Here is a 12,336-nt window from a genome sequence, read left to right as displayed (position 1 = left end):
ATCGGTACGCCTAAGGCGCCGGCCGGCGGCCCGCATCCCGGCGGGCTCGCGCCTGGCCGCGCTTCATCGGATTCAGAATCGAGCGCGGGTGTTCCTCACGAGAGATCGTGAGCCGGCGCGGCGACTTGTCGCGCCGAAGCTTCAGCGAAGGCGGATGCATCGAGCCGGCCGGGCGCGTGCCACCGGCCGTCGCCACGACGTACGCTCATCGGTACGCCTAAGGCGCCGGCCGGCGGCCCGCATCCCGGCGGGCTCGCGCCTGGCGCCGGCGGGCGCCTTCGGCGCGGATCGCTTCGAACCGCCGGGCCGGCGTTCGAATCGAGGGGAAGCATCCCCTCGATCTCCCCTCGGAGACAGGTCCGCAGCGACACGTTGCGCGGTCGCTTCAGCGAAGTCGGCGCGCGCGCGGGCGCCACCACCGGCGGCTCGACTTTCGAGAGAGCGGAGATTCGGCTCCGCTTTTTTCTTTTCCGCGGCTCTACAGCTGCGACTTGAACGGCTGGAGCGCCCATTCGGATATCCGCTGCGCCAGCGACCGGCTCTTCCACTGCGCGAGCGTGTAGGGCCGCGCGCGGGAGAGGTCCCGCTCGAAGGACGCCTCGAGCTCCGCGGCGAGGCGCGGATCGTCGCTCACGAGGTTGATCTCCTCGTTCAGGTGGAACGACCGCGCGTCGAAGTTCGCGCTCCCGATCGTGGACAAGCGGCCGTCGACGACCATCAGCTTCGGGTGGAACATCGTGCCCTCGTATTCCCAGATCCGGACGCCGCCGGCGAGGAGCCGGCCGAAATCCGCGCGTCCGGCGGTCTTCGTGGCGGGCACGTCGTTGACCTTCCCGGGGACGAGCACCCGGACCGGCACGCCGCGGCGCGCGGCCGAGGTCATCAGGCGCACCTCGTCGTCGTTGGGCAGGAAGTAGGAGTTCGCCACGTCGACGCTCTTCTCGGCGGCCGAGAGCGCCACGGCGTAGACGCGTTCGACGTCCGCGGTCGAATAGCGGGACGAGGAGGCGACGATCGCCGCGCGCGCCGTTCCCGCGGCGGCGGGAGCAGGGAAGAAGTCTGCGCCGGCGAGCGTCTCTCCGGTCGCCTCCGTCCAGTTTTCCTGGAACGCTCCCTGCAGGTCCTCGACGGCGGGACCCTCGATCCGGACCTGCGTGTCGCGCCAGTGGTCTTTCGCGTCGGCGTCCCCCATCCATTCGTCGGCGAAGCCGACGCCGCCGGTGAAGCCGGTCTCCCCGTCCACGACGAGGACCCGGCGATGCGTCCGGTGGTCGAGCGAGCCCCGATCCCACGGCTTCAACCCGTGGAAGAAAACGACGCGGCATCCCGCGGCGCGCATCGCGTCGACGTCCGAACCGCTCAGGCGCTTCCCGGAGCCGAGGGCGTCGACGAGGATCCGGACCGGCACGCCGTGGCGGGCCCGCTCGATGAACGCGTTCCGGAATTCGCCGCCGACCCGGCCCGACCAGAAGATGTAGGCCTCGAAGTCCACGGAGCGCCGGGCGCCCGCGATCGCGGCGAGCATCGCCGGAAAGATCCTCACGCCGTTCTCGAGCACGTCGATCCGGTTGCCGGCCGTCATCAGGCTGCCGGCGAGCGCCGACGGGACGAACGTCGGATCGGCGACGCCGAACACGTGGGGGAGGCTCCAGCGGGGCGGCGTCGGCTGCCGGAGCAGGGCGAGACCGAGCGAGATCGTCATGCCGGCGACGACCGAGCCGACGACGAGGGCGACGATTTCCGCGCGAGTCCGTTTCCGCGGCCGGGGAGCGCCGCCACGCCGGCTCCGCCTCTCCGGGGATTCCGCGGCCGCGCTCATCCGCTCAACGGCGGGGCTCGCGCCGCGTCCGGTCGCCGAAAACGATGCTCGCGGCCAGCGCAATGCCACCCGCCGCGGCGCCGAGGAAGAACAGCATGGCGAGGCCCGGGTAACCGAAGATCTGAAAGCGGGTCGGAACGCGCATCAGGAGCGCCGCACCCACGATGAGCGACGCGAGAACGAGCCCGAGCGCGATCCGGTTCGCGATCTTGTGAAGACCCTCGATCAGGAGGTGTTCGTCGATCGCATCGACCTTCACGCGCAAGCCGTTGCCCGCTGCGAGGTCGAGGATCTTTCCGGCCCGCTCGGGGAGCTTGCCGATGAAGTCCTTCGTCTCGAGGAGCGTGGCGAAGAGGTTGCCGGGCCGAGCTTCCTGGCGCATCCGGCGAGACATCAGCTCGGCGCTGTACCGCTGGATCGACGCGTTCGGGTCGAAGTCGGGGGCGAGTGTGCGTCCGACCACGTCGAGGTGGAGCAGGGTCTTGCCGACGGTCGAGAGCTCGGGAGGGAGCGTCATGCCCGTCTCGCCGGACAGGCGGCTGATCTCCAATAGCACGCGCCCCATCTGAAGGTCGCTCACCGTCGCGCCGCGATATCGCTGGACGAGCTCGGCGACCCCGTGACGAAAGTCATCCGGCCGGGCGTCGTCCGACGGGCGGGCGAGCGCGACGACCGGCTCGGCGGCTTTCTCTCCCTCGCCTTCGCTCGCCGCGAGCAGGAAACGGAGGAGGCGGTCCCGCACGTCGCCGGTGAGCCGCCCGACCATTCCGAGGTCGACGAGCGCGAGCCGCTGGTCCGCGGTCAGCAGGACGTTTCCCGGGTGCGGGTCGGCGTGGAAGAACCCGTCGAGCAGGACCTGTTTGAGGTACCCGCAGAACAGGTCGTCCGCGAGGGTCCGGGTGTCCACGTCGACGAGGACGACGGGGTTCAGGCTGGTGATCCTGGTCCCCTCGACGTATTCCATCGTGAGCACGCGGCCGGTCGTGAAATCGTCGTAGGGACGGGGCACGAGGAGCCGCGGGAAACCGGCGAGCTCGGCGCCGATTGTGGTGAGGTTCTTCGCCTCCTGTCGATAGTCGAGCTCCGCGGCGAGAACCTTGCGGAACTCGGCGACCATGTCGCGGTAGGCGTGCTCTCTTCCGCCGCGCACGTGGCGGTCGACGAGATCGGCGATCTCTTCGAACGCTTCCCCGTCCTCCTCGATCTGCCGCTCGATGTTCGGGCGCTGCACCTTGACGGCGACCGCGCGCCCGTCCCGCAGGGCCGCGCGGTGGACCTGGCCGAGGGAGGCCGCCGCGATCGGAACCGGGTCGAAGGACGAGAACGCCTTCGACAGTCGCACGCCGAGATCCTCTTCGACGATCGCCTGCACCTGCGCGAACGGAAAGGGCTCGACGTCGTCCTGGAGACGGCTGAGCGCCTCGAGGTAGGGCGCCGGCAGGAGGTCGGAGCGCGTCGAGAGGATCTGTCCGAGCTTGACGTACGCGGGCCCCAGCTTCTCGAGGTCCTCGGCGAGCTCCTCGGCCTTGCCCGCTTCGGCCGGTCCCTCGAGGTCCGAGTCGATGCCCCTGGCGATGTCGCCGCGGCCGTATTTCCAGAAGAGCTTCGCGATGTCCCGGTAACGGTCGAGATGGCGCGGCCTGAGCGATACTTTCATGCCGCGGAGGAATGCAAGGAGTGGGCCGCAGGCTAACTTGCGGGGGGCGAGCCCTTTCCGGGGATTTCCCCGCCCGTGATCAGCCGGGCGCCGCGCTGCCAGGTCAGGTACGCCCACGCCCATTCGAACATGACGAGGAGCCGGTTCCGGAAACCGATCAGGAAGAAGATGTGAATGCCGAGCCACGCGGCCCACGCGAAGAATCCGGAGATCTGCCATCCGCGGATGTCCGCGACGGCCCGGCTCCTCCCGATCGTGGCGAGCGTTCCCTTGTCCACGTACCGGAAGGGGAGCGTGGGCCGACCCGCGATCGCGCGGCGCACGTTCCGCGCGGCATGGCGCCCCTCCTGCATCGCGGCCGGCGCGAGCCCGGGAACGGGCTTGCCGTCCCGCGCGATCGACGCGAGGTCGCCGGCGACGTAGATCTCCGGCCGGCCGGGCACCGAGAGGTCCGGCCGGACCGGTACTCGGCCATGCCGGTCGAGCGGGACGCCGAGAGAGCGCGCGAGAGGGGAGGCGGCCACGCCCGCGGCCCAGAGCGCCGTGCGCGCGCCCACCCGCTCGGAGCCGAGCCACACCGCACCGTCGTCGATCTTCGTCACCTTGACGCCGGTGCGGATCGTCACGCCGAGGGCTTCGAGCTGCCGCGCGGCCTTGCCCGACAGCTCGGCGGGGAACGCGGGAAGGACGCGGTCGGCCGCCTCGATCAGCACGACTTTCGCCTGGGAGGGATCGATGTCGCGGAAGTCGCGGACGAGAGAGTGCCGGGCGATCTCGGCGAGCGCGCCGGCGAGCTCGACTCCCGTGGGGCCGCCCCCGACGACGCAGAACGTGAGGAGCTCCCGCCGTGCGGCGGGATCCTGCTCCCATTCCGCGCGTTCGAACGCGAGGAGGATACGCCGGCGCATCTCGAGCGCGTCGTCGATCGTCTTCAACCCCGGAGCGAACGGACGCCACCCGTCGTGCCCGAAATACGAGTCGACGGCGCCCGCCGCGACGATGAGGTAGTCGTAGGAGATCTCGCGGCCGCCGGTCCGGACGATCCGAGCGTCCGGGTCGATCGCCGAGACCTCGCCCAGGAGGACCGTCGTGTTCTTCTGCCGCCGCACGATGTTCCGGATCGGCGCGGCGATGTCGCCCGGGCTCAATGCGGCGGTCGCGACCTGGTAAAGGAGCGGTTGGAAAAGGTGGTGGTTCTTCCGGTCGAGGACCGTCACCCGGGCCCGCGCCCTCTCGAGCTCGCGCGCCGCCGAAAGACCGGCGAAGCCGCAGCCGATCACGAGGATGCGGGGCCGGGACTCGGCTCCGGGGCGGGCGGAGGTCGCGGACGCCACGCGACGAGAATATCGCCCCGCGGCGAAGTAGACTTCGTCATGAGAGGAGTCCTCATGCATCCCACCCGTCCGTTGCGCGCCGCACTTTTCTTTCTCGGGTCGCTCGCCGGTGCCTCGTGGGCCGCGGGCCAGGGGAAGTCGATCCCGCTCCCGGGGGGCGCCGGCGGGATCGGACTCGACGACATGGGATGGGCGCCTTCCCTCTCGCGGATCGTCGTTCCCGCCGGACGGACGGGCCGGATCGACCTGATCGACCCCGCGGGCGGACCGATGACCGATATCGGCGGGTTCCGCGTCTCGGCCGCCGGCACCACGCGCGGCGGGGGAACGACGTCGGCGTCCGAGGGGGCCGGCCTCCTGTTCGCGACCGACCGGACCGCGGGCGACGTCGTCGCGGTCGAGGAGAAAACGCGGAAGATCGTCGCGCGCGCGAAGCTCGCCGGCGGGCCCGACTACGTTCGCTGGGTGGAAGCGACGCACGAGGTCTGGGTCACCGAGCCCGAGGGCGAGAGGATCGAGATCTTCCGCCTCGGCTCCGGCTTCCCCCCCGCGCTCGAGCATTCCGGCTTCGTCGCCGTGGCCGGCGGTCCCGAGTCGCTGGCGATCGACGGCGCGCGGGGTCGCGCCTACGCGAATCTGTGGAAGGCGGAGACCGTCGCGATCGACCTGAAAACGCGCGCGATCGCCTCCCGCTGGAAGAACGGCTGCGGAGGCGCGCGCGGCCTCGCGCTCGACCCCCGGCGCGGGTTCCTCTTCGTCGCCTGCACGGAGGGGAGGGTCCTCTCGATCGACGTCGAGAACGGAAAGACACTCTCGTCGGCGCCGGCGCCGAACGGGATCGACATCATCGACTACAACCCGTCGCTGGCGCACCTGTACGTTCCCGGGGCGAAAGACGCGCAGCTCGCGGTCGTCGCGGTTTCGAAGGACGGGGCGCTCTCGGCGCTCGGCCGCATGCCGACCGCGCCGCGGGCCCACTGCGTAGCGGCGGAGCCGGGCGGCGGGATCTACGTTTGCGACCCGGCGCACGGCGCGGTGATCGCGCTCCAGGACACTTTCCCGGGAGAGAAGCCATAGACGGGGCGCGCGCTGGCGCGTCCCGTGCAGAACCGCCGTTTCGAACGCGATGATTCCGCTTCTCTTCGCCCTGATCCTTTCCGCTCCCCCCGCGCCCCTGACCCTCGACGAGGCCCTCCGCCTCGCGCACGAGGCGAACGCGAGGCTTCCCGAGGCGGCGCTCGAGACGCAGGCCGCCGACGAGAAGATCCGGGAAGCGCGAGCCGAACGGTGGATGAAGGTCGCGATCGACGGTGACTTCGTCTACGCGCCTCCCGGCGGCTACGATCCCGTCGTCACGAACGCCGGGGAGGCGCGCCTGCAGCTCACCGCGAAGCAGCCGGTTTACGACGGCGGCGCGCGGCGGGCGGCGATCGCGAAGGCGGCGGCCGAGCGCGACGCCTCGTCGGCGCGCTACCGCGTCGCGGAGAAAGACCTCGACGTCGAGGTTACGAGCCGCTACGCCGAGCTGGTCGAGACCGAGGAGGAATCGCAAGCCCGGCGCGGCGGCCTCGAAAGGCTGCGCCGCTACCGGACGTCGCTCGAGAGCCGGAAGGCCTCGGGCCAGGGCGTGGCCGCCGACCTCCTGAAGACCGACGTGCGGATCGCGTCGGACGAGGCCGACGCGATCGACGCCGACGCGCGCGCGGCCCAAGCGCGCACGGAGCTGAACGTGCTGATGGGCCGCGCTCCCGACGCCCCGCTGACGGTCGTCGCTCCGCCGATCCCGACCGGCGCCCCCGCCGCATCGACCGGTCCGCCGCCCGAATCGCCGGAAGTCCGCGAGGCCGAGGCGCTCGCGCGCGGGACCGACGCCGACGTCCTCGCCGCGGAGGCCGAGCGCAAACCGCACCTCTTCGCTTCCGCGGATGCCGGCTGGTGGGGCGCCGACACGACGCGATGGTCGATCGACCGCTGGCGGCGGGACGCGGGGTTCTCGCTCGGCCTCCAGGTTTCCTGGCTGCTCTTCGACTTCGGCGCCTCGGACGCGCGGATCGCGCGTGCCCGGATCGAGGGCCGAAGGGCGCGGCTCGAGATCGTCGCCCGGGAGAGGGACGCCGCCCTCCAGCGCGCGAAGGCGCGAGAGACCGCCGAGGCGCTTCGCCGGCAGATCGACGTGCTGTCCCGCGCGGAGCCGGCAGCGCGCGATTCCTGGCTCGAAGCCGAGAGCCGGTACCGCGGCGGGGCCGCGACCGCGCTCGAGGTGATCGACGCGTACGCGGCGGCGGTCGACGCCTCCGTCAAGCTCTCGCAGGCGGAGTCGCGCCTGAGGATCGCGGAGGCGCTGGAAAAACGATGGGAGACCCCGTGACTTTTCGCGCGCGCCTTTGGGCGGTCCTTCTCGCGGCGATCCTCGCGTCCGGGTGCGGCGGGGAGGCGAAGGACGCGAAAAAGCAGGATGCCGCGGCGCCCGGACCTCCGACGCCCGTCCGCATCGCGCCGGTCGAGCGGGCGACGCTCGCCGAGATCGTGTCCGCGCCGGGAAAGATCGCGGCGATGTCGCAGGCGAAGATCCGCGCGCCGTTTGCGGGAACTCTCGTCGAGCTCCGCGTCACGGACGGCGATCGGGTTCACCGCGGCCAGGTCGTCGGGAGCGTCGTTGCCCGGGACAGCGAGGCGGCGCTCGCGGGAGCGCGCGAGATGGAGCGCGAAGCGAAGACCGACGCCGAGCGGCGAGACGCGTCCCGCGCCGTCGATCTCGCGCAGCGGAATCTCGTGCGTTCGCCCCTCGCCGTCGCGTCCGACGGCGTCGTCGTCTCGCACGCGGCGAGCGCCGGCGACCGCGTCTCGGAGGGCGAGGAGATCCTCTCGGTCGCCGAGACGGGATCCCTCGTCGTCCTCGCCGATGTTCCTCAAGCGCAGCTTCCGAAGATCCGCGCGGGCGAGCCGGCGCGGATCGAGATCCCCGGCCGCGCTCCGGTCGCGGGGAGGGTCCACGGAATCCTCGCCGAGTCGGGCCCCTCCGATCTCACGGCGCCGGTTCGCATCGATCTCGACGCCGCGCCGGGGGCCGCCGTCGGCCTCTTCGCGACCGCGCGCATCACGGTCGCGGAGCGGCGCGACGTCCCGGCCGTCCCGGACGCGGCCGTCGTCCGCGACGACGTGACGGGGGCGTCGCGCGTCGCCGTCGCCGGCGCCGACGGGAAGGCGCACTGGATCGCGGTGACGCCGGGGATCGCTCAAGGCGGCCGGACCGAGATCGCCGTCCCCGCCCTCGATCCCGCGACCCGCGTGATCGTCGCGGGGCAGGCGGGACTTCCCGAGGGCACTCCGGTGGCGCCCTCGCGATGAGCCTCGCGCGACTGGCCCACCACCGGGGCGCGGCCATCTTCCTCGTCGTCGCGGTCCTCGGAGCGGGCGGCGTCTTCGAGGCGCTGCGCTCGCCGGCATCGATCTTTCCCGCCGTCACGTTTCCGATCGTCAAAGTCATCGCCGACGTCGGCGAGGAGCCCGCCTCGCGGGTGATGCCGACGTCCACGCGCCCCCTCGAAGAAGCGGTCCTCCGCGTTCCCGGCGTGCGCCGGGTGCTCTCGGCGACCTCGCGCGGCTCGACCGAGATGAGCGCGGAGTTCACGTGGGGGACCGACATGCAGCAGGCGCTCCAGCGCGTGCAGGCGGAGGTCGAGCGGATCCGCCCCGACCTTCCTCCGGACGCCAGGGTCGACGTCGAGTGGATGAACACGTCGATCTTTCCGATCCTCGGCTACGCGCTGACCTCCGACACGGAGTCGCAGGCATCGCTCTGGGAGCTCGCCGAATATACGTTGAAGCCTGCGCTCATCCGGATCCCGGGGATCGGTCAGGTGCAGATCCAGGGGGGACGACAGCGCGAGTTCCAGGTCCGGCTCGATCCGGCGGCGCTGGCAGGAAGGAGACTTTCCGCGCGCGACGTCGTCGACGCGATCCAGAAGGACAATGCCGTCGAGTCGGCGGGACTCCTCGAGTCGAACCACGAGCTCTACCTTTCCCTGGTCGACGGGCGCGCCCGCGGCATCGCCGAGCTCTCCGCGCTTCCGATCCCGCTCCCCGGCGAAGGCGTTCCGGCGCGGCTCTCGGACCTCGGGACCGTGGCTTCCGGCGACGCGTTCTCGGCGGTGCGAACGACGGCCGACGGCCGCCCCGCCGTGCTCGTCAACATCGTCCAGCAACCCTCGGCGAACACGGTCGCGATCGCGCGCGGCGTCTCGGACCTCCTGAAGAACGAACCGGACCTCATCCCGAAAGGCGTCCGCTGGACGAACTTCTACGACCAGGCGGCGTTCGTCTCGGGCTCGGTCGGCGGTGCGCGTGACGCGATCCTGATCGGCGTCGGCCTCGCCGTGCTCGTGCTCTTCTTCTTCCTCCGCGACTGGCGGCTGACCGCGATCGCGGCGGCGACGATCCCGGTGTGTGTCGCGATCGTCCTGCTCGGCCTCGCGGTGACCGGACAGACGATCAACCTCATGACGCTCGGCGGCATCGCGGCCGCGATCGGCCTGATTGCCGACGACGCGATCGTCGTCGTCGAGGACATGCAGCACGGTGCCCACGCTTCCGGCGGCGAGCTCGGGGCGGATCTCGGGATCTCGCGCTTCCTCCCTCCGCTCCTCGGCTCGAGTCTTTCGACGATGGTCATCTTTTTTCCCTTCGCGCTCGTGACGGGCATCACCGGCGCCTTCTTCCGCCCTCTCGCGCTGACAATGGCGATGGCGCTCGGGGTGTCGTTCCTCCTTTCGGCAATCGCCGTTCCCGCCGCCGTGAAGGCCTTCGGCGCGACCAAGGGCCGCGGGAAGCCGCCCGCCCAGGGAGGCATGCCGCGGCTCCGCCGGCTCGTCTCAGTCTTCGTCCGCCGGCCGGTGCTCGCGCTCGTCGCGTTCGTCCTCCTGATGGCGGCCGCGTTCGTTCTCTGGCGCGTGATCGGCACCGACTTCCTGCCGGCGATGGACGAGGGCTCGATCATCCTGGATTACTGGACGCCCCCGGGGACGTCGCTCACCGACACCGACCAGATGCTCGACGCGGCCGAGACCATCATCCGGAAGATGCCCGACGTCGACGCGTATTCGCGACGGACCGGAACGCAGCTCGGGTTCTTCATCACGGAGCCGAACCGGGGAGACTACGTGATCAAGCTCAAGCCGAAGAAGCACCGCCGCGAGGTCGACGAGATCATCGACGAGCTGCGCGGCAAGATCGCCTCGGCCGAGCCGGCGATCCACACCGATTTCGGGCAGCTCCTCGAGGACAACATCGGCGACCTGACCGGCGGCGTGCCGCAGCCGATCGACGTGAAGATATTCGGAGCCGACGAGAATCTCCTCGAGGAGAAGGCGCGCCGCGCCGCGCGGATCATCGGGGGCGTCCACGGCGTGGAGGACGTCTTCGACGGGATCACGATCGCCGGGCCCGCGCTCTCGATCCGGCCGAAGGCGGCCGTCCTCGCGCGGAGCGCCATGACGACCGACGACCTGCACGCTGCGGTCGAACCTGCGCTCACGGGGACCGTCGCGAGCGATCTCCTGATCGGGGACCGCGTGTATCCCGTCCGCGTCTTCACGAGGCGCGACGGGCCGCTGACCGCGGTCCCGGTGAGGACCGGTTCCGGAGCCATCGTGCCGCTCTCCGACCTCGCGACGATCGAAACGGGCGCTCCGGAAGCCGAGATCGACCGAGAGAACCTGAAGAGCTACTTCGGCGTGACGGGCCGGTTGACGGGACGGAGCCTGGGAGATGCGGTCGCCGAGATCCAGCGCAAGCTCCGTTCCGGGCTCGCGCTGCCCCCGGGAATGACGCTCGCCTATGGCGGCCAGTACGAGCAGCAGCAGTCCTCGTTCAAGGCGCTCGTGGGGGTGTTGCTCGGCGGGCTGCTGCTCGTCGGCGTCGTCCTGCTCTTCGAGTTCGGCGACTGGCGCGCTCCTCTTCTGACGGGGCTCGTCTCGCTGTCCGTTCTCGCCGGCGTCTTCGCGCTGCTGCTCGCGACTGGAATGACACTCAACATCTCGAGCTTCGTCGGCGCGATCATGATGGTCGGGATCGTCGGCGAGAAGTCGGTCTTCTTCATCCACGACGCCCGCGAGGAGCTGCGGCGGGGCTACGCGAAGGAGGAGGCATGGGCGCGGGCGGCCGAGCGGCGGTTCCGGGCCGTCGCCATGACCACGCTCGCGACGGTCTTCGCGCTTCTGCCGCTTTCGCTGGCGCTCGGCGCAGGGGCGCAGCTTCTTCAGCCGCTCGCGATCGCCGTGATCGGAGGCTTCATCTTTTCCGGTCTGATCGTTCTGCTCGTGCTGCCGGCGCTCTATGCCTGGCTCGACCCGCACGGAAGGCTCGCCGGCGACCTTCCCTCAACGCGGCGGTCTTCCGCTCCGTAGGAAGAGGGGAAGCCGCCGGCCGGGGCCGGCGTGCGCCGATTCCCCGGGGCGTGCTTCTTGCTACGTTCCGGGGACGAAGGAGCTCGCGATGAACCGGAAATACCGCTGGATTCTCCCCCTCGCCGCGGCCGCGCTCGCCGCGTCCCTCTCCGCCTCGCCCGCGACGACGGGAACGCCGTCCCCGTACGCGCCGCCGAAGCCGCCGAAGAAGGGTTCGGCGGGTTCCGTCCGGCCGGTACGGGTGCCCACGAAGGCGGCCCCTCTCGATCTCAATACCGCTTCGGAGCGCGAGGTCGAGGCGCTGCCCGGAGTGGGACGGGCGTGGGCGAGCCGGATCGTGGAGGCCCGCCCGTACGCCTCGGTGGCGGAGCTCTCGCGCGCCGGTCTTCCGAAGGTGACGCTCGAACGCATCACGCCGCTCGTGACGGTGACGGGAAAGGGAGGAGCGGCGACGCCGATGGGAGCCGCCGACCACCCGATGCTCGCTCCCCGGCCGAGCGTCTCCCGCTCGAAGGCCGCGACGCCTCCCGCGCCGGGAATGGTCTGGGCGGACGCCGAAACGCATCTCTATCGCGTCGAGGGACAGCCGGGCTACGGGACGACGAAGGACGGGAAATGGATGACCGAGAGCGACGCGGTCCGGGCGGGTTTCCGGAAAGCGGAGAAGAAGCAGTGAGGAAAGGGGCCGCGCCCCGCGCGGCCCCGGGGACGGCGGCGGTTACTTCTTCTTCGCGCTCTTCTTCGCGGCGGGCTTGACTTCGACGTTCGTCGCGGTCATCCGGTATTCGATCGTCACCTTGTCGCCGACCTTCACGTCGGCGGCCATCTTCGTCGAGGCGTCGCGGGCGATCTCCCAGCGGTCCTTCCCCTTCTGGACGGTGATCATCGTCGGGCTCATCTCGAGCACCGGGCCGGTCACCTGGTAGGTCTTCGCGGTTTCCGCCGATGCGGCGCCGGCGAGGAGAGCGGAGGAGAGCGCGAATGCCGCCAACAGGGATTTCAACCTCATGGAATCTCCTTTCGAAGGCCCGATCTTATCCTCCGGTCGTTCTTCCGCGCTCTTCGCCGGTACGGATATTGCAGCAGATTCAATGAGATCGGAGGTGCGGTGAACCCTTCGGG

Annotated in this window: 9 protein-coding genes; 5 read left to right on the top strand and 4 right to left on the bottom strand. The window is 70.8% G+C overall.

Features of this window, described 5'->3' with window-relative positions:
* Positions 1-478 precede the first annotated feature (478 nt).
* The 3 genes from VKH46_01375 to VKH46_01365 all read right to left on the bottom strand — a co-directional run bounded on the left by VKH46_01375 (position 479) and on the right by VKH46_01365 (position 4,810).
* Positions 479-1,702 (bottom strand): phospholipase D-like domain-containing protein, encoded by a 1,224-nt coding sequence (locus VKH46_01375; GenBank protein HKB69462.1) that lies wholly within the window; start codon positions 1,700-1,702, stop codon positions 479-481.
* A gap of 121 nt (positions 1,703-1,823) precedes the next feature.
* Complete coding sequence (locus VKH46_01370; GenBank protein HKB69461.1) at positions 1,824-3,476, bottom strand: AarF/UbiB family protein; 1,653 nt, start codon at positions 3,474-3,476, stop codon at positions 1,824-1,826.
* 32 nt (positions 3,477-3,508) lie between these two features.
* Complete coding sequence (locus VKH46_01365; GenBank protein HKB69460.1) at positions 3,509-4,810, bottom strand: NAD(P)/FAD-dependent oxidoreductase; 1,302 nt, start codon at positions 4,808-4,810, stop codon at positions 3,509-3,511.
* Between the two features lie 39 nt (positions 4,811-4,849).
* On the opposite strand from VKH46_01365, the gene VKH46_01360 reads away from it, so the two are divergent.
* From VKH46_01360 to VKH46_01340, 5 genes are all read left to right on the top strand, one after another.
* Positions 4,850-5,887 (top strand): hypothetical protein, encoded by a 1,038-nt coding sequence (locus VKH46_01360; protein ID HKB69459.1) that lies wholly within the window; start codon positions 4,850-4,852, stop codon positions 5,885-5,887.
* Positions 5,888-5,936: 49 nt separating this feature from the next.
* Positions 5,937-7,178 carry a TolC family protein gene (locus VKH46_01355; GenBank protein HKB69458.1) on the top strand — a complete coding sequence of 414 codons (1,242 nt, stop codon included), beginning with the start codon at positions 5,937-5,939 and terminating at the stop codon, positions 7,176-7,178.
* Positions 7,175-8,158, top strand: a complete 984-nt coding sequence (locus tag VKH46_01350) for an HlyD family efflux transporter periplasmic adaptor subunit (GenBank protein HKB69457.1) — start codon at positions 7,175-7,177, stop codon at positions 8,156-8,158. The genes VKH46_01355 and VKH46_01350 overlap by 4 nt, the downstream gene beginning before the upstream one ends.
* Positions 8,155-11,214 (top strand): efflux RND transporter permease subunit, encoded by a 3,060-nt coding sequence (locus VKH46_01345; GenBank protein HKB69456.1) that lies wholly within the window; start codon positions 8,155-8,157, stop codon positions 11,212-11,214. Before VKH46_01350 ends, VKH46_01345 begins: the two co-directional genes overlap by 4 nt.
* 88 nt (positions 11,215-11,302) lie before the next feature.
* Positions 11,303-11,890, top strand: coding sequence for a helix-hairpin-helix domain-containing protein (locus VKH46_01340; GenBank protein HKB69455.1), 588 nt, complete (start codon positions 11,303-11,305; stop codon positions 11,888-11,890).
* 42 nt (positions 11,891-11,932) lie between these two features.
* Here VKH46_01340 and VKH46_01335 read toward each other — a convergent pair whose 3' ends face one another.
* Positions 11,933-12,223, bottom strand: a complete 291-nt coding sequence (locus VKH46_01335) for a hypothetical protein (GenBank protein ID HKB69454.1) — start codon at positions 12,221-12,223, stop codon at positions 11,933-11,935.
* Positions 12,224-12,336 lie beyond the last annotated feature (113 nt).

It is taken from the genome of Thermoanaerobaculia bacterium, assembly GCA_035260525.1.
GTDB lineage: Bacteria > Acidobacteriota > Thermoanaerobaculia > UBA5066 > DATFVB01 > DATFVB01.
The sequence above is the reverse complement of the archived record's forward strand: the minus strand, read 5'-3'. Positions and strand labels throughout refer to the sequence as shown.